This window comes from Pseudomonas sp. ATCC 43928, assembly GCF_005938665.2.
GTDB lineage: Bacteria > Pseudomonadota > Gammaproteobacteria > Pseudomonadales > Pseudomonadaceae > Aquipseudomonas.
The window spans coordinates 2,061,455-2,077,437 of record NZ_CP041753.1 but is presented as its reverse complement, the minus strand read 5'-3'; the positions used below and the strand labels follow the sequence as shown (position 1 = coordinate 2,077,437).

The following is a 15,983-nucleotide window of genomic DNA, read 5'->3' as shown; positions in this document are numbered from 1 at the left end:
ATGCACAAGCCGACCGTCCACCAACTGATTATCGACAAGCTGCGGATCGATCTCGACATCGCCGAGCGTGCCGCGCAAACCGCTTACGAAACCGCGACCCACGAAGAAAACATAGCCGAAAACAAGTACGACACCCTGGGGCTGGAGGCGTCTTATCTGGCGGCCGGGCAGGCCAGGCGAGTGGAAGAAATCAGGCTGTCATTGACCCTTTGCCAGAACCTGACACTGCGGCCTTATGACGAGCGGCGCGGCATCGAGGTCGGCGCCCTGCTCGGCCTGGAAGACGAAAAGGGTCGCGAACAATGGCTGTTCCTGGCCCCCGACGCAGCCGGATTGAAGATTGATCTGGTGGGGCAACTGATTACCGTCATCACCCCTCGTTCGCCGCTGGGTAAAAGCCTGCTGGGCAAGTTCGAAGGGGATGAAGTGGAGATTCTGGTGGCGGGCGCTCGGCAACAGTTTGCTGTCACCGAGGTGGTCTAGCGTCTGTTGACGCTTAATGGACCGGCAGTTCGACGCCGTCGAACAGCTCTTCCAGTTCCTGTTTGTTGTGGCACTGAATGGCCTTGGCCATCACTTCGCGGGTCAGGTGCGGAGCGAACTTCTCGATGAAGTCGCACATGAAGCCACGCAGGAAAGTGCCGCGACGGAAACCGATTTTGGTAATACTGGATTCGAACAACTCGCTGGCATCGAGCACCACCAGGTCGCTATCGAGCTTGGTATCGACCGCCATTTTCGCCACGATGCCCACACCCAGCCCCAGGCGAACGTACGTCTTGATCACGTCGGCGTCAGCGGCGGTGAACACCACTTTCGGTGTCAGGCCACGGTGGCTGAAGGCTTCGTCGAGTTTCGAACGGCCGGTGAAGCCGAATACGTACGTCACGATCGGGTATTCGGCCAGGGCTTCGAGGGTCAGCTTCGACAGCTTGGTCAGCGGGTGGCCCTGAGGCACGACCACGCAGCGGTTCCAGCGATAGCACGGCATCATCACCAGATCACCGAACAGCTCCAGGGCTTCGGTGGCGATGGCGAAATCGACGGTGCCGTCCGCAGCCATCTCGGCGATCTGCATCGGCGAACCCTGGTGCATGTGCAGGGCAACGTCCGGGTATTGCTTGATGAAATTGCTGATCACCGGTGGCAATGCATAACGCGCCTGGGTGTGGGTGGTGGCGATCGACAGGGTGCCTTTTTTCTCGTTGGAGAATTCCTGGGCGATCTGTTTGATGCTTTCAACTTTGCGCAGGATCTCACCGGCAGTGGTGATGATGCGCTCGCCAGCCGGGGTAACGCGGGTCAGATGCTTGCCGCTGCGGGCGAAAACCTCGACCCCCAATTCGTCTTCCAGCAGACGAATCTGTTTGCTGATGCCCGGTTGCGAGGTGTAGAGGCTTTGGGCTGTAGCAGAAACGTTGAGGTCGTGGTGCGCCACTTCCCAGATGTAGCGCAATTGTTGAAGCTTCATATGAATCCCTCAAAGCAGGTAGACGCCACGGGCATCAGCGACGGTATATAACTATATTAATGGTTAGACCAATAAATCTAGAACTTTTTTGTCAAAATGCCATTATTCGTGTTCTAGCGATCCTCTTTGCGGCGACGCTCTACCAGCGGCACCAAATAGACCGGCACCCTGGCCAGTTGCAACACGCGCGCAGCGGTTCGACCCAACGGCGTTTCCGCGCCAGCACCATGGCTGTGACTCCCTACGATCAGTAAATCGACAGAGAGTTTCTGCGCCTGGTCGAGAATCACCTGCGACGGATCGCCCTGCAGCACCCGCACAGCCTGAATCCGCTGCAAATCCTGCTCTCCTTCATCCCCCAGCTCTTCGCGAAAGTTGTCGAGCACCCGTTGCTGAATATTGGCGATCACATTGTTCAGACCTTGACTGTGAAATTCGTTCAAGGCCTTCTCGTCGAGATAGCTTTGCAACACGGATTCGGCAAACAGCCCCATGGGCTCTACCGCGTGCACCACATACAAGTCGGCATTGAATGTTCGAGCCAGTTCCAAGGCATGCTGCATCACCAATGGTGCGTACAGACCCAAGTCAGTGGCATACAGCATCGAACGAATCATATGACCTCCTCAAATGCCAACATGGCGGAGATTGATTCAGCTTAGCAGTGCCGTGGCGAGTGCGGCGCCCGGCGCAACGTATTGAACCGCCGGGCTTTAAACCGACGGCTCGTTACTGATGCCATGGGGCACGTGCCCGGTGGCGACCACTTCGCGGGCCAGTTCGCAATGGCCTGCCTGATCGTCGAAAAATACGTCGGCGGCAAAGGCTTCGAGAAAAGCTGATTTGGTCAAGCCGCCAAGAAACAGCGATTCGTCCAGACGAATGTCCCATTCGCGCAAGGTACGGATCACCCGTTCATGGGCCGGCGCCGATCGCGCGGTCACCAGCGCGGTACGGATCGGACAGGCATCATCCGGAAACTCGCGCTGCAACAGATTGAGCGCCGCGAGGAAACCTTTGAACGGCCCGCCACGCAAAGGCTCGCGGGCCGCCTCACGCTCGCTGGCCTGAAACGCCGCCAGGCCTCCCGACTGATAGACCCGCTCCGACTCGTCGGAAAACAGCACCGCGTCACCGTCGAAGGCAATGCGCAATTCATCGCTGGCGGCGCGACTGGCACCGCCCGATAGAATAGTCGCTGCGGCGAATCCGGCCTCCAGCGCATTGCGCACATCTTCGGCATGGGTCGAGAGAAACAGGTCGCAACCAAAAGCCTTGAGGTACGGATAAGGACTGCGCCCGCCGACGAACGCCGCACGCGAGATCGACAGGCCATAGTGATGAATCGAGTTGAAAACCCGCAGGCCGGTGTCGGCGCTGTTACGCGACACAAGGATCACCTCGACCCGGGCACGGCCGAGACAGGTATTCAGGTTCAGGAGTTTTTCCACCAACGGGAATGCATCGCCGGGCTCGAGAATTTCGTCTTCGTGTTCGATCTGGTACTGCCGATAAGCCTCGACGCCGCTCGACAGATAGACCTTGTGGCTCTCGCTCAAGTCGAACAGCGCTCGCGAAGAAATCGCCAGCACCAGTTTGTCGTCTATGACATTTGCCATGCCCTTCCCCCTTCTTGACCGACTCAGTGGTTACGTCGGTCGATAAAACTCAAGCTGCGATACAAGGCCTCGATTCGCGGCAACTCACATCCCGCCGCCTTCGCCGCTGCCAGTGGCCGAGTGTAGATGGCGTCCAGTTCCAGCGGCCGCTTGTGCAGAAAATCGTGATGCATGCTCGGCCAGTAGTCGGGCATTTTCTCGGTCATCATGAACAGATAATCGGCGTAACCCGGCGGCATGTCATGACCGCAAGCCTTGGCCCCCTGAACCACTTCGGCCATCAAGGCCTGAATCAGCGCGCGGCTGTCGGCATCCGCCATCAACGGTGTGGTGCTGGCCCCGAGCAGCACCGACAGACCGTTGTAGGGAATATTCCAGACCAGTTTCTGCCAGCGCGCCTGCTGCAGATTCGGCATGGCCTGGGCGTCGATACCGGCCGTGCGGAACAATCCGGCGCCCTCCTCGACGATGTTCATGCGTACCTGGGCATCGGCGGCGGGGCCACTGTGGTAGCCGACATTCACCGCCCCCAGCGCTTGATGGGTGATGACCCCGGGGCCGGCGCGATGGACGCAGATCAGACAAAGCCCGCCCAGCAGGTGCAGCGAATCGGGGAGCAACTCGCGCAGATGGTCTTCGACGTCCAGGCCATTTTGCAGCAACAGCACTTTGGCATCAGGTGCCGCGGCTTGAATAATGGCCGGTGCCAGGTCCGCGTTGCTGGTGGTCTTGGCGCCCACCAGCAGCCAGTCACAGGACGGCATGTCGGCAGCCGACGAATAGGCCTGGACCGGGCTCAGGGTCAGCTGGCCCAACGACGCATGGTCAAGATGCAAGCCGCGTTCGGCCACCGCTGAAAACTCGCTGCGCAACAGAAAATGCACATCGAAGCCGGCACGCGCCAGCATCAGCCCGTAGAAACCACCGATCGCGCCGGTACCGATAATGCCGATTGTCGGCTTGGCCACTGTGCCTGTCATGGCAGCTCCTCTGCTGGTCGATTCAACGCCTGCTCCACAGCCTCGTTGAGCGCTGTGCGGGTCAGGCGCGACTGTAGCGCCCCGAAATACTCACCGTCGCGCACCACAAACAGTGCCGGCAAATGAAAGACCCGATAGCGCTCAACCACCCCGCCATTGCTTCCGGCATCGATCCAGCACAGCCGATCGACCGCCAGTTCGAGCCTGGGCAACTGCTCGCGGGCAAAACGGCAACTGGCACAGCCGACGCTGGTAAATATCACCAGTGAAATGCCGCTCATTGCCAGCAACCGTTGGTCGGCGTCGAAATCGGTCAGTTCCGATTCGACCACTATACTGGGAGAAACAGTGTCAAGTGGCCGACACAGGGAGTCCGTGTTCATGAGACGTTATCTTCCTCATCCTGACGATGTGCCCGTCGAATTAACGTTGCTCAAACATGAGTGTATTTCGCGGCAAGAGCTGCACACTATCAGCCTCGGCGGCATGGCTTGCAATTACCACCGCGCGTGGCGCCACGGTACGGCGCTGGAAATACGCATGCCGACCCTGAACCCGGACTTGCGTTTCCTGGGTTATGTGGCGTGGTGCTTGCGACGCAAACGCGGCTATCTGGTGGGGATCGCCTTCGTCGACGAACAGACGCTGTTTTGCGCGCGGATGGGTGAGCAGATCTGCCAGATCGAACGTTACTGCCGTCAGCATGAACCCCAAAGCCAACAGCAGAACAATGAGACCCTGGCCCTCGAGTGGGTCCAGCAGCACGCCGACGAGTTCTCCCACGATACGGTCAGCAAGGCATTTGCGCAGCCAATGGCCGGTTAGGGTGCATTCCCCATCAGTTTCCCCGCCACGGTGGGGGAAACTGATGGGGAATGCCCATTAAACCGGTGTCTGCCCATTGTCGAGCCACGGTGTAACGCGCTAAGGTTCTGCTCCCCGACGCGCTTAATTTGCTGTGCTCCGCCGCGCGGGTTCGCTGGCGGCCGGCACCCGTGACCTGACGAGTAAACGATGGCTGATTTACCGATCAACGACCTAAACGTCGCCTCCAACGAGACCCTGATCACTCCCGATCAGCTCAAGCGTGATATCCCTCTGAGCGACGCTGCCCTGCGCACCGTCACCAAGGGCCGCGAAGTCATTCGCAACATTCTTGATGGCACCGACCACCGCCTGTTCGTCGTGATCGGGCCGTGCTCGATCCATGACATCAAGGCTGCCCACGAATACGCCGAGCGCCTGAAAGTGCTCGCGGCCGAAGTGTCCGATACCCTGTATCTGGTCATGCGCGTGTATTTCGAGAAGCCACGCACCACCGTTGGCTGGAAAGGCTTGATCAACGATCCGTACCTGGACGACTCGTTCAAGATTCAGGATGGCCTGCACATCGGTCGTCAGTTGCTGCTGGACCTGGCCGAGATGGGCCTGCCGACCGCAACCGAAGCCCTCGACCCGATCTCCCCGCAATACTTGCAGGACCTGATCAGCTGGTCGGCGATCGGCGCACGCACCACCGAATCCCAGACGCACCGTGAAATGGCTTCCGGCCTGTCTTCGGCCGTCGGCTTCAAGAACGGCACCGATGGCGGCCTGACGGTGGCCATCAACGCCCTGCAATCGGTTTCCAGCCCGCACCGTTTCCTGGGCATCAACCAGGAAGGTGGCGTATCGATCGTCACCACCAAGGGCAACGCCTATGGTCACGTGGTACTGCGCGGTGGCAACGGCAAGCCGAACTACGATTCGGTCAGCGTCGCGCTCTGCGAGCAAGCGCTGAAAAAGGCCAACATCAAGCCGAACATCATGGTCGATTGCAGCCACGCCAACTCCAACAAGGATCCGGCCCTGCAACCGCTGGTGATGGAGAACGTCGCCAACCAGATCCTCGAAGGCAACCAGTCAATCATCGGCCTGATGGTCGAGAGCCACTTGAACTGGGGCTGCCAGGCAATCCCGAAAGACCTCGCCGACCTGCAATACGGCGTGTCGATCACCGATGCCTGTATCGATTGGACTGCCACTGAAAACACCTTGCGCAGCATGCATGCCAAGCTCAAGGACGTGTTGCCTAAACGCAATCGCAGCTGATCGCCGTTTCGCGCATAAAAAAACGCCAGGTTTGAACCTGGCGTTTTTTTATGCGTTGGTTTTGCTCACAGCTTGGCGGCATGCCGCTGATGACGCTCCATGTAGCGCTCCACGTAGGAGCACGATGGAATCACCGTGTAGCCCATTTCATCAGCATATTGCAGCGCCTGCTCGGTCAAAGCCGCCGCAATGCCGCGACCACGCAACGCGTTGGGCACAAAAGTGCGATAAATATCCAGGGTCTGTTTTCCCAGATCCATATAGGTCAGGTAGGCACGATAACCGTCCACAGTGGTCTCGAACTGATGACCAGCCTGGTCATGGTGGATGGACAACGCCTCGCTCATCACTACTCCTCGCGGGTCTTTAATTCTGACCCCTACCTTACCGATGTTTTTCCGGCGAAGGAACAACTACGCCACCCCGTGCCTGAATGGACACCGAGAGAGCCGCACCAATCTCGCGCAACCGAGCACGTATCAAATAGTAGGCACCATTGGCAAAAATGCTCAAGGGACGCTCGTCATTGTGCATCGGGTGGCGGGTGTTGCCGCGGATTACGCAGGAACGGCTCGACCGAACGGGTCAAAGCCTGAACATTGCCGGATATTGAGACTTAAGACGAGCGCCCTTTGTTTAAGTCACCTCAACATGGATAAAGATATGCGAGCGGCTGCGCAAAATTCGAACACAAGTGTAGACAAACCCATCTAGACGGACTTTGGGCAAGACCAAAAAACAGCCGCCGAGCCAGGGAACTTTTTCCCAACGGCTCGCTCAGTTCGGGCCTCGTAGCTGGATATTTTTTATACAACGCAGTTAAAAGTTGCTCGAAAAAGAATCAACGCCTACAATTTTTTTTGCTTCTTGCGCTACGTCAGTTTACTTACTACAAGTAATGGGTAGTATGTACGCCGGCTATTTCCTCACTCTGAGGAGACAGCTACTTAATAGAAAGTCCTTGAAGGGGAACACGATGAACAACGTTCTGAAATTCTCTGCTCTGGCTCTGGCCGCAGTTCTGGCTACCGGTTGCAGCAGCGTATCGAAAGAAACTGAAGCACGTCTGACTGCTACTGAAGACGCAGCAGCTCGCTCCCAAGCTCGTGCAGACGAAGCTTACCGTAAAGCTGATGAAGCTCTGGCTGCTGCTCAAAAAGCACAACAGACTGCTGACGAAGCTAACGAGCGTGCTCTGCGCATGCTGGAAAAAGCTAGCCGCAAGTAATAATCCTTCGGGATTGTTATCAAGCCGATCCATTTTTTGGGTCGGCTTTTTTATTGCCTGAGGTTTCTGCAGGCCATAAAAAACCCGCCGATGCGGCCTGCATCGGCGGGTTGCTTTAACGCGTTACTGCTGCAGGTCGATCGGCGCACTCGAGACCATCGGTGCCGACGTATTCGGCACGGCGATTTCCACCGGCAGGCCATCCTCAGCGGCGACCACGTCGCGCACTACATCCCAGTTCATGCGCAAGTTGTTGGTGATGTCCTCACGCTTGAGCATCGCATTGATCACGGCGGTGTGCTTGTCGACCACCGAAGGGTTGCCCTTGTCATCCAGCGGCGTGTGCGCTTCCAGATAAACCTTGCCGCCACTGAGGCCGAACTTGTACGGATCGTTGAGGATGCGAACCGACGTCCCTACCGGCACCATGCTGGCCATTTCCAGCACGTTGTTGTTGAACATGCGGAAGCAACCGTGGCTGGTACGCATGCCAATGCCGAACTTCTTGTTCGAACCGTGGATAAGGTACCCCGGAGTGCCCAGGGTGAATTTGAATGGCCCCAGCGGGTTATCCGGGCCGGCCGGCACTACGTTCGGCAGTGGGTCGCCATCGGCGGCGTGCTCAGCCTTGATCGACGCTGGAGGGGTCCAGGTCGGGTTCGGCGTCTTGGCGACGATGCTGGTGTGGGCAATCGGCGAACCCCAGCCTTCACGGCCGATACCCAGCGGGAAGGTGTACACCACGTTCCGGCCTTTCGGGTAGTAGTAGAGGCGGTATTCAGCCAGGTTGATGACGATGCCTTCACGCGGGCCAGGTGGCAGGATGAAGCGCGTCGGCAGGACGATTTCGGTACCGGCGCCCGGCAGCCATGGATCGACGCCAGGGTTGGCCGCGACCATTTCCAAATAGCCCAGGTCGTAGGTGGTGCCAAGGTCGGCGAAGGTGTCTTCGTATTTGGCCTTGATCACTTGCACCTGGCCGACAATGTCTTCACCGGGTGGTGGCAGGGGCAACTCCAATGCTGCAACGGGACCCGCCACGCAGAGCGCAGCAAGAGACAGGCAGCGGGTGACGGCGGGAAAGCGCGGCAACATCCGGAAAATCCTTCGCATGATCGACAAGGGTATAAAAACCCGATTGTACACCGCCGCCCGTTATTTCGGGGAGATGCAAGACCTGCGGCGAGGGGGATTACCTGTGGTGGACGCTTTCCTGTGGCAAGGGAGCTACAGCTCGAACCGCAACTCAGGCCAGATCGGCGAAGTACCGCGTTTTTGCGATTCCAGAATGGCCCGGCACAGCGAGCACAGGCGCTGGTCCTGGAAGACCGTGCGATCGACGCTCGACCAGCGTGGTTGCGCCGGCAACAGGCTGCCGCACAGGGTTCGGTCCGCCGAACCACCCAGCTCCAGCTGACGGGTCACCAGATGCACCCGCACTTCCTGGCAGGCGAACAGATCCAGCTGTTCGTCAGGCTCGATCAGTTGATAGGCAAAAAGGGACCAGGCGGGACGCGGCATCGGGGCCTCCAAATCGGGGGCGCCACCTTAGCCGAAACGCCGCCGCTAGAAAAGCGTCAAAGCAGCGGTTTCAGTGTCGGCCAGACATTTTCCAGCAACTTGCCCTGAGCCCCCGCCGCCGGGTGCAGGCCGTCGGATTGCATCAGGTCTGGATGACCGCCCACGCCGTCGAGAAAAAACGGCACCAGCGGGATTTTTTTCTCGTCGGCCACCTTGGTGAAAGCCTCGGCAAATGCCTGGGTGTAACGCGCACCGTAGTTGGGCGGCAACTGCATGCCCAGCAGCAGTACCTTGGCACCACTGGCGCGGGAGCTGTCGATCATCGATGCAAGATTTTGTTGCAATTGTGTTGGCAGCATTCCGCGCAGTCCGTCATTGCCCCCCAACTCGAGGATAACCAGCTCAGGCTTATGCTCTGCAAGCAGCGCCGGCAGGCGTGCCCGGCCTCCGGCACTGGTGTCGCCACTGATGGATGCATTGACCACCTTATCGTCGAAACCTTCGTGCTTGAGCCGTTGCTCGAGCAATGACACCCACCCCAACCGGGTATCCAGGCCGAAACCGGCGCTGATACTATCGCCAACGATCAGGACTGTACCCGCCGCTGCGTTCTGGGCCATGCACATCAAGGCCAGGCCAGCACTCAAAAACCACACACGCATCGGATTCTCCATGGGCGCAAGCATTCTCACCGCGAAGAACCTCAGCAAAGTGGTTCCCAGCGCGGAAGGTGAACTGACTATCCTGCACGAACTCAGCCTGGAACTGAACAAGGGCGATAGCCTGGCCATTGTCGGCGCCTCCGGTTCCGGCAAATCCACCCTCCTCGGTCTGCTTGCCGGCCTCGACCTGCCGAGCAGCGGCGAAGTCACTCTCGCCGGCCAAGGCCTGAGCAATCTCGACGAAGACCAGCGCGCGCGCATTCGCGCCGAGCACGTGGGGTTTGTCTTCCAATCCTTTCAACTGCTCGACAGCCTCAACGCCCTGGAAAACGTCATGCTGCCACTGGAACTCGATGGCCGCAAAGACGCCCGTGAGCGCGCCACCGAGCTGTTGCAACGGGTCGGCCTGGGTCAACGCCTGACCCACTCGCCGCGCCAGCTCTCCGGTGGCGAACAGCAGCGTGTGGCGATTGCCCGTGCCTTCGCCGCCGAGCCCGATGTGTTGTTCGCCGATGAGCCCACCGGCAACCTCGACAGCCACACTGGCGAGCGCATCAGCGATCTGCTATTCGAACTCAACAAGGAACGCGGCACCACCCTGGTGCTGGTAACTCATGACGAACGCCTGGCACATCGCTGCCGGCGCCTGATCCGCCTTGAAGCCGGCCTGCTGGTCGCCCCTCTGGAGCCTTGATGGCACGCCTGCCGCTGTTGCGCCTGTTCAGTCTCGCCATTCGCCAACTGCTGCGCGATGCCCGCGCCGGTGAGTTGCGCGTGTTGTTCTTCGCCTTGCTGGTGGCCGTGGCGGCGAGTACCGCCATCGGATACTTCGGCGCCCGCCTGAACGGCGCCATGATGCTGCGCGCCACCGAGTTTCTCGGCGCCGACCTGTTGCTGGAAGGCAGTTCGCCGGCGCGGCCGGAACAGATCAACAGTGGCATCGAGCTGGGCCTTGAACATGCTCAGGTGGTGGAATTTTCCAGTGTCATTGCCACCGACAACGGTATTCAGCTGTCCAGCATCAAAGCCGCCGATGACGTCTACCCGTTGCGCGGCGAACTGAAAAGCGCCCCCGCGCCGTTCGCGCAGGAAGCACCCGGTGGCGGTCCGAAACCCGGCGAAGCCTGGGTTGAAGCGCGACTGCTGACTGCACTGGACTTGAAGATCGGCGACAGCATCGATGTCGGCATGAAAACCCTGAAACTGGCGCGGGTGCTGACCTACGAACCGGATCGCGCCGGTAACTTCTACAGCCTGACGCCACGGGTGCTGATCAATCTCAGCGACCTCGAGGCGACCGGCGTGGTGCAACCCGGCAGCCGGGTCAGTTACCGCGAACTCTGGCGCGGCAACGCCCAGGCGCTGGAAACCTATCGTCAATTGATCAAGCCAGGCCTGGCCGCCAACCAGCGCATCCAGGATGCCCGCGATGGCAATCGGCAGATCGGCGGTGCCTTGGGCAAGGCCGAACGTTACTTGAACATGGCCAGCCTGGTAGCGGTGCTGCTGTCCGGCGTGGCGGTGGCGTTGTCGGCGACACGCTTCGCCACCCGCCGATTCGATGCCAGTGCATTGCTGCGCTGTCTGGGCCTGTCCCGCCGGGAAACCATGGTGCTGTTCAGTCTGCAACTGACAGTTCTCGGACTGCTCGCCAGCATCAGCGGCGCCCTGCTTGGGTGGCTGGCGCAGCTCGGGCTGTTTGCGCTGCTGCATGATTTACTGCCGACTGACGTTCCACCGGGAGGCCTGTTGCCGGCCATTGCGGGGATCGGCACCGGGCTGGTCGCGCTGGCCGGTTTCGCCCTGCCGCCGTTGGCCGCTTTGGGGCGAGTCCCACCGCTGCGGGTATTGCGCCGGGACTTGCTACCGATTCCCTCCAGCACCTGGATGGTCTATGGCGCGGCGTTGGGCGCCCTCGGCCTGATCATGTGGCGTTTGAGCCTGGACCTGGTGCTGACTTTCGCCCTGCTCGGCGGCGGCGTGATCGCGGCACTGGTGCTTGGCGGTTTGCTCTTGCTGCTGCTCAAGAGCCTGCGCCGGATGCTGGCCCGCGCCTCATTGCCATGGCGTCTGGGGTTGGGCCAACTGTTGCGCCATCCACTGGCGGCGGCGGGTCAATCCCTGGCCTTCGGCTTGATTCTGCTGTCGATGGCGTTGATCGCTTTGCTGCGTGGCGAGCTGCTCGACACCTGGCAAAACCAGTTGCCGAAAAATGCCCCGAACTATTTCGCCCTGAACATTCTGCCGGCGGACAAACAAGCCTTCAGCGATCGGTTGATGGAGCTGTCAGCACAATCGGCACCGCTGTACCCGGTGGTGCCGGGACGGCTGATCAGCATCAATGGCAAACCGGTGCAGGAGATCGTCAGCAAGGACTCGGCCGGTGACCGGGCCATTCAACGCGACCTGAGCCTGACCTGGGCGGCGGACCTGCCGGCGGGCAACAAGCTCACCGCCGGCAACTGGTGGGATCAGCAACCGGCGGATGAACTACCCGGTGTTTCGGTGGAAGGCAAAGTTGCCGAAAGCCTCAAGCTCAAGCTCGGCGATCACATGGTGTTTAGCGTTGGCGGGGTCAATCGGGAGGCGAAAGTCACCAGCCTGCGGGAGATCAACTGGGACAACTTCCAGCCGAACTTTTTCATGATCTTCCAGCCCGGCACCTTGAAGGATTTGCCGGCGACCTACCTGACCAGTTTCTATCTGGCACCCGGTCACGACCAGCAGATCGTCGACCTGTCCCGCAGTTTTCCAGCGGTGACCATCCTGCAAGTCGAAGCGTTGCTGGAGCAGTTACGCAGCATTCTCGCGCAAGTGACCCTGGCAGTGGAGTACGTGCTGTTGTTCGTGTTGGCGGCGGGGATGGCGGTATTGTTCTCCGGCTTGCAGGCCACCCTCGATGAACGTATTCGCCAAGGCGCGTTGCTGCGAGCGCTGGGCGCCGAACGGCAGTTGCTGGTCAGGGCCCGGCGAATCGAGTTCGGTTTGCTCGGCGCGGTCAGCGGGCTGTTGGCGGCATTGGGCTCGGAACTGGTGAGCCTGGTGCTCTACCGCTACGCCTTCGATCTGCCCTGGCATCCGCATCCATGGCTGCTGGTCATGCCGCTGATCGGCGCGGCGCTGATCGGCGGTGCCGGTGTGTTCGGCACGCGCCGCGCCTTGAACGCCAGCCCGCTGACAGTCTTGCGCGAGGGTTGATAAACTCAAGTACGCTTGTTTAAAAACCCGATTCAAGAACTCAACCACAAGAAGTCGCCATGAGCCGTTATCGCCCTCCCCGCACCGCCGGCACCGCGCTGATCACCCCCGAAGGTGAAGCGCGGATGCGCGCCGAGTTTCATGAGCTCTGGCATGTGCGCCGACCGCAAGTGACGCAATCGGTCAGCGAGGCGGCAGCCCAGGGCGATCGCTCGGAAAACGCCGAATACACCTACGGCAAAAAGATGCTGCGCGAGATCGATAGCCGTGTGCGCTTTCTCACCAAACGGTTGGAAGCGCTCAAGGTGGTCAGTGAAAAGCCCAGCGATCCGAACAAGGTCTACTTTGGCGCCTGGGTCACGATCGAAGACGAGGACGGCAAAGAGTCGCGCTATCGCATCGTCGGCCCGGATGAGCTGGACCTGAAGCTAGGCCTGATCAGCATCGACTCACCGCTGGCCCGCGCCTTGATCGGCAAGGCACTGGACGCCGAAGTGCGAGTGCAGACACCAACCGGTGAGCAGTGCGTGTATATCGTGGCAATCGACTATTTTTGAGCCACGGTGCTCTAAGCCGTAGAACCCTGAGCCTCAGCAGCGGGCAATCAGCCCTTGGCGCGCGACGCGGGTCAGTTGCCTGATCACTTCAGGCGCGTCCTCGGCGCTGGGTGCCTGAATCACCGCCAGATCGAAACTGTCTGTCGCGAAGCGCTCCAGCGACTCGCCATCTTCGACAAACTGGATCAGGAATGCTGCCGGACCGCCGGTGCGACGTGGCCAGCCATCGAGGTAACGCAACAGCGTCGGCTGATGTTTACCGCCAAGCAGGATTTTTGGATTGCGCTGGGTGAGATGTGCCGTAATCGGCGCGGGGCGTACAACGGGGTTCAATGCATTCATTGTGTCGTGTCTCTGCCTCAAAAGTCTGCATGGCAGGTGAGAGGCAACACCGAACCAGCGCTTTAGCGGTATTTCGAAGCCTGTTTCAAGCTTCTATCGGCAACTGAATGAGTCACCTGGCGCCCCGCAAGTAGCTGTTTAAATCGGCGCATGAGCAGCATCCTAGAGAAGCTGACCGGACAGTGTCAAGAATCGCCAGCAACAAAAAAAGGCCCGCACAGTGCATCACACTGCGCGGGCCTTTTTGTCGAGTCAGAGCGGTCAGTCGGAGATGGCGCGGTCGACCGAGAGCTTGCCTGCGCCTTCGATCAGCACTGCGAGGCTGCCACCGAGCAAGGCCAGGGCGAATTCATAACCGTTGTTGGCCATGAACAGACCGTTGCTGATGTGCACCGAGAAAATCGCAACCAGCGAGAGGAAGGTCAGCCCCAACGCCGCCGGACGCGCCAGCAGGCCGATGATCAGCGCCAGACCGCCGAAGAATTCAGTACCACCAGCCAGGATTGCCATCAGGTGACCGGGCGCCAATCCAATGCTTTCCATGTACTGCGCGGTGCCGGCAATGCCGTAGCCGCCGAATGCCCCGAAGAGTTTCTGTGAGCCGTGGGCCGCGAAGATGATGCCGACGAAAATCCGCAGAATCGTCAGGCCGTAGCCAGCGCGGGTAGACAGTACCTTGTTGATCAGTGTGCTCATGCTGTGTCATCCATTGTGAGAGTGTGTTGGTTGGTCGCCATATTAATCGGTTTATCTCATGTTAAAAGCGCAAAAAACGCACCATAACAATCAGATTAGTCGATCATTTACGTAAGGCAACTTTCTGCCCCTGAGGCTCCAACGATTCCCGCTCCCGATCGAACGCCAGGTAATACTTGTTCACGCTATTAACATAGCTGACAGCCCCCATTCCCACCTGCTCCATGGCGATGCGCTCAACCTGGAAAAACCACTGATTAGGATTCAGGCCGCGCCGCCGAGCCTCGGCCCGCATGCCCTGGACCCGCTCCGGTCCCATGTTGTAGGCCGCCAGCACGAACGCCATCCGTTCGCGCTCGTTGAGTTTGGGGCTGGCAAAGAATTTGCGGCGGATCATCGCCAGGTACTTGGCGCTGGCCTGCACATTGGCATCGAGATTCTGAATGTCACTGACGCCAACCCGTTGGGCGGCCGAAGGTGTTATTTGCATCAGGCCGGTGGGGCCACCGCCATTTCTGGCGGAGGGTTGCAACGCCGATTCCTTGAAGGCCAGCGCTGCCAGGTTCAGCCAGTCCATGTCCTGGGCTTGAGCGTGTTTTTGCAGCACCGGTCGAAGTTTTTCCAGGCGCTGACGATCGGCCTTGGCCAAGGGATAGTGCACTTGATACAGGCGCCGGTAGATCCGCAGGAACGCCGCATCCTGGTCCGACGGTTGCTTGTAGGTGGTCAGGAAACGGTCGATGCTCGCCCGCAACATCGAGGCGTCGCGACGTACGAACCAGTATTCCTCGCCCGGCTCATTAATGAGCACCTGTCGATCGAAGCGCAACTTGGGCAGGATCTTGCCCCAGCGCTCGGCGATCGGTTGCTCGACGATGGTCAGATGGAAGATCCCGCCCTGGACCATTTCCAGTACGTCCTCGACGGCCAGGCTTGGGTCGACCCACTCGATCTTCACCGGGGGCAGTTTGTGCAGCGCGAGCTTCTGATTGATCTGGCTGACCGCATCCCCGGCAGCACTGCCGGTAGGCAGCGCGAGGGTTTTACCCGAGAGTTGTTCAAGGTGGGTGTAACGCCGTTCGCCTTTGATCCCCACCAGCAGTAACGGCACGTCGCTGGCAATCGGCTCACTGGTGCTGACCGCGTGCCCCGATTGCGGATCAAGCAATTCCCCCGGCGCGACCAGATCGCCCTCCCCGCGCTGCAACGCTCCGAGCAGTTGATCCTTGGCTTTGGGAATGATCTTGAGGGTGATTTCCTGGCCGTCACGGGCGTGGCCATTAAGGTATTGCTCGAAAGCCCGCAGGCGGTGGTATTCGACGCCGATGGCCTGGCCCTGGACTTCGCCGGAGCTGTTGCGGCTCTGGTTGACCAGCACCCGCAGCACACGGCTACTGCGAATCTCCGCCAGGTCGCGGACCTTGGCTGCCGGTACGGCTTGCAACGGCCCGGCCAGACGCGCAACCGCCGGCATCGGCAGCAGCAACGAACAACACAGCAGTAACAAAACCGAGGGACGTGTCATCCACTCTCCGGAAAGAATACTGGCCAACCTCATGAGTGATTTCATGACATCGGGCAACAGAAACAGAGCGCTTGAAGCGCTGATAAAGTGCGA

At 59.8% G+C, this 15,983-nt stretch carries 19 protein-coding genes; 7 read left to right on the top strand and 12 right to left on the bottom strand.

The genetic code is table 11. The features are described 5' to 3' along the window. Positions 1–483, top strand: coding sequence for a GreA/GreB family elongation factor (locus FFH90_RS09425; protein WP_018929794.1), 483 nt, complete (start codon positions 1–3; stop codon positions 481–483). 13 nt (positions 484–496) lie between these two features. Here the strand turns inward: FFH90_RS09425 and cysB are convergent, their stop codons facing one another. The 5 genes from cysB to FFH90_RS09400 all read right to left on the bottom strand — a co-directional run bounded on the left by cysB (position 497) and on the right by FFH90_RS09400 (position 4,453). Continuing rightward, positions 497–1,471 carry an HTH-type transcriptional regulator CysB gene (gene cysB, locus FFH90_RS09420; protein ID WP_007899921.1) on the bottom strand — a complete coding sequence of 325 codons (975 nt, stop codon included), beginning with the start codon at positions 1,469–1,471 and terminating at the stop codon, positions 497–499. Positions 1,472–1,584: 113 nt separating this feature from the next. Beyond that, complete coding sequence (locus FFH90_RS09415; protein WP_007939995.1) at positions 1,585–2,088, bottom strand: universal stress protein; 504 nt, start codon at positions 2,086–2,088, stop codon at positions 1,585–1,587. Positions 2,089–2,184: 96 nt separating this feature from the next. Further along, a complete protein-coding gene (locus FFH90_RS09410; protein ID WP_138867038.1) occupies positions 2,185–3,090 on the bottom strand; it encodes a 5'-nucleotidase in 906 nt (301 codons plus the stop codon). Between the two features lie 23 nt (positions 3,091–3,113). Then, positions 3,114–4,070 carry a putative 2-dehydropantoate 2-reductase gene (locus FFH90_RS09405; protein WP_138867037.1) on the bottom strand — a complete coding sequence of 319 codons (957 nt, stop codon included), beginning with the start codon at positions 4,068–4,070 and terminating at the stop codon, positions 3,114–3,116. Continuing rightward, positions 4,067–4,453, bottom strand: coding sequence for a co-chaperone YbbN (locus FFH90_RS09400; RefSeq protein WP_026286693.1), 387 nt, complete (start codon positions 4,451–4,453; stop codon positions 4,067–4,069). The genes FFH90_RS09405 and FFH90_RS09400 overlap by 4 nt, the downstream gene beginning before the upstream one ends. Between FFH90_RS09400 and FFH90_RS09395 the strand changes: the two genes are divergently transcribed. Both FFH90_RS09395 and FFH90_RS09390 read left to right on the top strand, forming a co-directional pair. Beyond that, positions 4,452–4,895 (top strand): PilZ domain-containing protein, encoded by a 444-nt coding sequence (locus FFH90_RS09395; RefSeq protein WP_081625788.1) that lies wholly within the window; start codon positions 4,452–4,454, stop codon positions 4,893–4,895. The two genes, FFH90_RS09400 and FFH90_RS09395, sit on opposite strands and share 2 nt — an antisense overlap. A gap of 189 nt (positions 4,896–5,084) precedes the next feature. Continuing rightward, a complete protein-coding gene (locus FFH90_RS09390; RefSeq protein ID WP_018929799.1) occupies positions 5,085–6,161 on the top strand; it encodes a 3-deoxy-7-phosphoheptulonate synthase in 1,077 nt (358 codons plus the stop codon). 65 nt (positions 6,162–6,226) lie between these two features. Here FFH90_RS09390 and FFH90_RS09385 read toward each other — a convergent pair whose 3' ends face one another. Further along, positions 6,227–6,508: a GNAT family N-acetyltransferase gene (locus FFH90_RS09385; RefSeq protein ID WP_007939987.1), complete on the bottom strand. Its 282-nt coding sequence runs from the start codon at positions 6,506–6,508 to the stop codon at positions 6,227–6,229. A 629-nt stretch (positions 6,509–7,137) separates the two neighbouring features. Between FFH90_RS09385 and oprI the strand changes: the two genes are divergently transcribed. Further along, on the top strand, positions 7,138–7,389 hold the full coding sequence (gene oprI / locus FFH90_RS09380; protein ID WP_003172710.1) for an outer membrane lipoprotei OprI: 252 nt from the start codon (positions 7,138–7,140) through the stop codon (positions 7,387–7,389). 123 nt (positions 7,390–7,512) lie between these two features. Here oprI and FFH90_RS09375 read toward each other — a convergent pair whose 3' ends face one another. The 3 genes from FFH90_RS09375 to FFH90_RS09365 form a co-directional block, all read right to left on the bottom strand. Then, a complete protein-coding gene (locus FFH90_RS09375) occupies positions 7,513–8,484 on the bottom strand; it encodes a L,D-transpeptidase family protein (RefSeq protein WP_018929800.1) in 972 nt (323 codons plus the stop codon). Between the two features lie 132 nt (positions 8,485–8,616). After that, on the bottom strand, positions 8,617–8,910 hold the full coding sequence (locus FFH90_RS09370) for a hypothetical protein (protein ID WP_007899882.1): 294 nt from the start codon (positions 8,908–8,910) through the stop codon (positions 8,617–8,619). Positions 8,911–8,966: 56 nt separating this feature from the next. Continuing rightward, positions 8,967–9,572, bottom strand: a complete 606-nt coding sequence (locus FFH90_RS09365) for an arylesterase (protein WP_018929801.1) — start codon at positions 9,570–9,572, stop codon at positions 8,967–8,969. A 10-nt stretch (positions 9,573–9,582) separates the two neighbouring features. On the opposite strand from FFH90_RS09365, the gene FFH90_RS09360 reads away from it, so the two are divergent. The 3 genes from FFH90_RS09360 to greB are packed head-to-tail and all read left to right on the top strand — an operon-like array spanning position 9,583 to position 13,327. Further along, complete coding sequence (locus FFH90_RS09360) at positions 9,583–10,266, top strand: ABC transporter ATP-binding protein (RefSeq protein WP_007939984.1); 684 nt, start codon at positions 9,583–9,585, stop codon at positions 10,264–10,266. Next, on the top strand, positions 10,266–12,770 hold the full coding sequence (locus FFH90_RS09355; RefSeq protein WP_064616715.1) for an ABC transporter permease: 2,505 nt from the start codon (positions 10,266–10,268) through the stop codon (positions 12,768–12,770). Before FFH90_RS09360 ends, FFH90_RS09355 begins: the two co-directional genes overlap by 1 nt. Positions 12,771–12,829: 59 nt before the next feature. Next, a complete protein-coding gene (gene greB, locus FFH90_RS09350; protein ID WP_018929803.1) occupies positions 12,830–13,327 on the top strand; it encodes a transcription elongation factor GreB in 498 nt (165 codons plus the stop codon). A gap of 33 nt (positions 13,328–13,360) precedes the next feature. On the opposite strand, the gene FFH90_RS09345 is transcribed toward greB, so the two are convergent. The 3 genes from FFH90_RS09345 to FFH90_RS09335 form a co-directional block, all read right to left on the bottom strand. Continuing rightward, positions 13,361–13,669, bottom strand: a complete 309-nt coding sequence (locus FFH90_RS09345; RefSeq protein WP_007939981.1) for a hypothetical protein — start codon at positions 13,667–13,669, stop codon at positions 13,361–13,363. Positions 13,670–13,930: 261 nt separating this feature from the next. Next, positions 13,931–14,365, bottom strand: coding sequence for a DoxX family protein (locus FFH90_RS09340; RefSeq protein WP_086944660.1), 435 nt, complete (start codon positions 14,363–14,365; stop codon positions 13,931–13,933). 103 nt (positions 14,366–14,468) lie between these two features. Next, positions 14,469–15,890, bottom strand: a complete 1,422-nt coding sequence (locus FFH90_RS09335) for a transglycosylase SLT domain-containing protein (protein ID WP_138867036.1) — start codon at positions 15,888–15,890, stop codon at positions 14,469–14,471. Positions 15,891–15,983 lie beyond the last annotated feature (93 nt).

Excerpts from the sequence above, each read along its gene's own strand:
- FFH90_RS09390 (WP_018929799.1), top strand. The coding sequence starts at position 5,085 with ATGGCTGATTTACCGATCAACGACCTAAACGTCGCCTCCAACGAGACC.
- FFH90_RS09375 (WP_018929800.1), bottom strand. The coding sequence starts at position 8,484 with ATGTTGCCGCGCTTTCCCGCCGTCACCCGCTGCCTGTCTCTTGCTGCG.
- FFH90_RS09370 (WP_007899882.1), bottom strand. The coding sequence starts at position 8,910 with ATGCCGCGTCCCGCCTGGTCCCTTTTTGCCTATCAACTGATCGAGCCT.
- FFH90_RS09425 (WP_018929794.1), top strand. The coding sequence starts at position 1 with ATGCACAAGCCGACCGTCCACCAACTGATTATCGACAAGCTGCGGATC.
- greB (WP_018929803.1), top strand. The coding sequence starts at position 12,830 with ATGAGCCGTTATCGCCCTCCCCGCACCGCCGGCACCGCGCTGATCACC.
- FFH90_RS09345 (WP_007939981.1), bottom strand. The coding sequence starts at position 13,669 with ATGAATGCATTGAACCCCGTTGTACGCCCCGCGCCGATTACGGCACAT.
- FFH90_RS09405 (WP_138867037.1), bottom strand. The coding sequence starts at position 4,070 with ATGACAGGCACAGTGGCCAAGCCGACAATCGGCATTATCGGTACCGGC.
- FFH90_RS09355 (WP_064616715.1), top strand. The coding sequence starts at position 10,266 with ATGGCACGCCTGCCGCTGTTGCGCCTGTTCAGTCTCGCCATTCGCCAA.
- FFH90_RS09410 (WP_138867038.1), bottom strand. The coding sequence starts at position 3,090 with ATGGCAAATGTCATAGACGACAAACTGGTGCTGGCGATTTCTTCGCGA.
- FFH90_RS09400 (WP_026286693.1), bottom strand. The coding sequence starts at position 4,453 with ATGAACACGGACTCCCTGTGTCGGCCACTTGACACTGTTTCTCCCAGT.
- FFH90_RS09415 (WP_007939995.1), bottom strand. The coding sequence starts at position 2,088 with ATGATTCGTTCGATGCTGTATGCCACTGACTTGGGTCTGTACGCACCA.
- cysB (WP_007899921.1), bottom strand. The coding sequence starts at position 1,471 with ATGAAGCTTCAACAATTGCGCTACATCTGGGAAGTGGCGCACCACGAC.
- FFH90_RS09395 (WP_081625788.1), top strand. The coding sequence starts at position 4,452 with ATGAGACGTTATCTTCCTCATCCTGACGATGTGCCCGTCGAATTAACG.
- oprI (WP_003172710.1), top strand. The coding sequence starts at position 7,138 with ATGAACAACGTTCTGAAATTCTCTGCTCTGGCTCTGGCCGCAGTTCTG.
- FFH90_RS09385 (WP_007939987.1), bottom strand. The coding sequence starts at position 6,508 with ATGAGCGAGGCGTTGTCCATCCACCATGACCAGGCTGGTCATCAGTTC.
- FFH90_RS09335 (WP_138867036.1), bottom strand. The coding sequence starts at position 15,890 with ATGACACGTCCCTCGGTTTTGTTACTGCTGTGTTGTTCGTTGCTGCTG.
- FFH90_RS09360 (WP_007939984.1), top strand. The coding sequence starts at position 9,583 with ATGGGCGCAAGCATTCTCACCGCGAAGAACCTCAGCAAAGTGGTTCCC.
- FFH90_RS09365 (WP_018929801.1), bottom strand. The coding sequence starts at position 9,572 with ATGCGTGTGTGGTTTTTGAGTGCTGGCCTGGCCTTGATGTGCATGGCC.
- FFH90_RS09340 (WP_086944660.1), bottom strand. The coding sequence starts at position 14,365 with ATGAGCACACTGATCAACAAGGTACTGTCTACCCGCGCTGGCTACGGC.